Below are 3282 nucleotides of genomic sequence, written 5' to 3' on the forward strand. Positions count from 1 at the left end.
TACGCCCAAACCGGAAAATTACCAACGTTTACCTCGAAGTGCATAGGTCATGTAGAATAATAGAGAAGGTTGGGAATAGAAACGGCATAGGGGGAATCTGATAGAACCATGGTCTTGCGAAAATGGATGAAAACGGCCGCGGCGGGCTTAGCCGTCATGCTGTTCTGGTCCTTATTGGCCAGTTTGGGGACGGGCGGATCGCTGAACTTCGTCGAGTCGACGCTCCAGGATGCGGTTCGGAAACAAAGCGACGCCGAGCGGGCGCCGCTGAACGAGATCAAAATCATTAAGATCGACCAAGCCTCGCTGGATCAACTGGGACAGTTTCCTTGGGACAGGGCGCTCTACGCCCAGGTCATAGACATGCTGATGCAGGCAGGGGCCAAGGCGGTCGCCCTCGACGTCGTGCTTGCCGAACCGGGGGCAAACCCGGAGAGTGACGCGGCCATGGCCGAGGTGATGGCCAAATATCCGGACGTTTATTTGCCGGCTGTGTTCAACTTTGAAGCCACGCAGCTCGAGAAGGGACTGCTGAAAACGGAGTCGATCGTGTACCCGGCGAGCACGATATCCTCGAACGGAAACCAGGTCGGGCACATAAACGTGTTTCCGGACAAAGACAGTACGGTTCGCATGCTGACGGTCGGACTTCCGGACGAGCGGAACCGGATGATTCCCGCCCTCAGCGTCAGGCTGGCCAACTACATATTAGAAAAAAAGCTGCAAATCAGATGGGATGAAACGGAAGAGGCCTGGTTCAGGGGAGATAAGCGGATCCCGGTGAACGAACGCTATCAGGTTGCGACGGAGTTTTATTCCAAGCCGCGCGAGGCGATGAACGCAGACACCGGCTACGATGCCCAATCGTTTTTCGATGTGCTCAGCGGCGCGATCCCGCCGGAATACTACCAGGATGCGGTTGTGCTCATCGGTCCTTACGCCACGGGCCTTCAGGACGAATACCTTACGCCGCTCAGCGATACGCTGAAAATGTTCGGGGTGGAAATTCACGCCAACATGGTGCAATCGCTCGTGAACGGAGCCTTTTTCACCGAGGCGCCCCCATCTGTAACCTACATACTGTTGCTGCTGCTGACTATGATCTCGCTGTTTTTATTCGACCGTTACCGGGGGCGCGCGGCTTTCATCCTGTACGGCGTTCTTGCGGCGGCCTTCATAGCGGCATGGTTTAACGCGTATTTCTTCTATTCCTTGTTCATCCCGTTCACCTATCCGTTCCTTGCGATGACATCGGCGCTAATATGGGCGGTCGTCTCTCATTATATGGCGGAGCGGAAAGAGCGGGGAAGGGTGACGAGCATATTCGGCCGGTTCGTGCCTCCCAGCGTCGTGGATGAGATGCTCGCTTCGGGAGAAGAGATCAAGGTAGGCGGGCAGCGCCGGGATATCAGCGTCATTTTCGTCGATATCCGCGGCTTTACGCCGATGTCCGAGCGGCTGCAGCCGGAGCAGGTTATCGAAGTGCTAAACGAATATTTGGACATTTGCACGAAGGCCGTTTTCAACTGGAACGGGACGCTCGACACGTTTATCGGCGACGGCGTTATGGCGCTGTTCGGCGCGCCGGTCCATCTGCCGAACCATCCGGAGCTGGCCGTCCGCGCGGCGCTGGAAATGAAAAAGCATTCGGACGTGTTGGAGCGCAAATGCATCGAAAGGTTCGGGATCGGGGTTAAATTCGGCGTAGGCATCAACTGCGGTCCGGCGGTCGTCGGCAATATCGGCTCCGAAATGCTGAGGCTGGATTACACGGCGATCGGAGACACGGTCAATCTGTCAGCCCGCCTCGAATCGAACGCCAAGCCCGGGCAAATTCTGATCAGCGAGGAAATGTCCGACAGGGTCGGACATCTGTTCGAGCTGGAGGATATGGGCGAGATCAAAGTCAAAGGGAAAGAGAGGCCGGTCCGGGTATTCTCCGTGTTGTCGGAGCTTGATACCGGCGGGGAATCCCCGATCAGCGAGAGGAGAGAAGGGGCATGACCATTCAGGGAAGCGGCATGCGTTATTTGAGTGTTTTGCTTTGTCTTAGTTTGATTGCCGGCTTAACGGGCCTGTTCGCGGGAGCGAAGCAGGCGTTAGGCGCCGTTACGCGCGTTGCGGTCGTCAAGGAGATCAAGGGTACCGTCATGGTGAAGAAATCCGGCGGCTCGAAGGCGTTCAACGCATTCAAAAATATGAGCCTGAACGAGGGCGACGCCCTTACAACCGGCAAGGGAGGCAAAGTCGTGCTCGAGCTGGCGAGCAGCAAGGCCGATCAGGATTCGATTACGGTCGGCGAGAACTCGCAGCTTAATTTTTCTGAATTGAAGGAGGACGGCGGCACCAAGGCGAAGATGAACGTCTGGGCCGGATCGATGTGGGTCAAGGTGAAATCGATCTCCAACGCCGACGATCAATTCGAGGTGGAAACGCCGACCGCCATTATGGGTGTGCGGGGTACTTATTTCTTCGTCGGTGTCGATCCGAATGTCGGAACGACAGACGTAGTCGTTACTTCAGGCGTTGTAGCCGCCCAAGTGCCGCTTGCGGACATCGATAATACGAGGGAAGCGCGTGACGTTCTGATTTATCCGACTCAGCAAGGCACGTTCGCGCAATCGTCGGACGGACAGGTCAATACGGCTGTAGCCGCGATCGATCTGGATACGTTCGTCGAGATGACCCCTCCGGACATTTTGGAGGCGATCATTGCCGATGCGGCAGGCATCGATGCCGAAGCGGAGGCTCTGGCTCAGAATTGGACGAGCGAGACGGGCTCCGGACCAGCCGCGCCGACGACAAACGCGGCCGACCTGCAGCGTATCGTCACAAATATGTCGGGACTTGTGAACAACATCGCCCGGACATCCGTCGATCAGAATAAGGTCACGGCGGAACGTGTCAACCGGATCGCAGCGCAGGCCAACGGCGAAGCGCAGAAGGCCGTTCTGGATATCAATAACGTAAAGCCGCTGGAACTGACGCCGGACGACCTGGCGAAGCAAGGGGAGGCGAAGCGTCTCGCGGCGGAAGCGGAGCAAAAAAAACGGGAAGAATTGGCGAGGCTCGAGGAGCGGCGCAGAGCGCTTGAGCAGCTGATTGCGCAAGCGGCGGCCGAAGCGGCCCGCATAGCGGCGGCCAATGCCGCGGCTCAGCAGGAAAAGACGCAGCAGGCGTCGCAGCAATACGTCTCGCAGCTGCCGTCCGAGGAACAGCAAGCATTCGAGCAAAACAACCGGCAGCGCAGGCAGGAAATTTCCACGCCGCCGACGCAGACGC

2 protein-coding genes are annotated in these 3282 nt (G+C 57.5%); both read left to right on the plus strand.

Annotated features, from left to right (window positions below; all coding sequences use genetic code 11):
* Positions 1 to 108: 108 nt before the first annotated feature.
* The gene (locus tag RWM61_RS20065) at positions 109 to 2004 is read left to right on the plus strand and encodes an adenylate/guanylate cyclase domain-containing protein (RefSeq protein ID WP_314004234.1); all 1896 of its coding nucleotides are present in this window, start codon (positions 109 to 111) and stop codon (positions 2002 to 2004) included.
* Positions 2001 to 3282 (plus strand): FecR domain-containing protein (locus tag RWM61_RS20070; RefSeq protein ID WP_314004237.1); only part of this gene is annotated, 1282 nt, incomplete at its 3' end. The genes RWM61_RS20065 and RWM61_RS20070, both read left to right, overlap by 4 nt.

This window comes from uncultured Paenibacillus sp., assembly GCF_963515335.1.
GTDB lineage: Bacteria > Bacillota > Bacilli > Paenibacillales > Paenibacillaceae > Paenibacillus_I.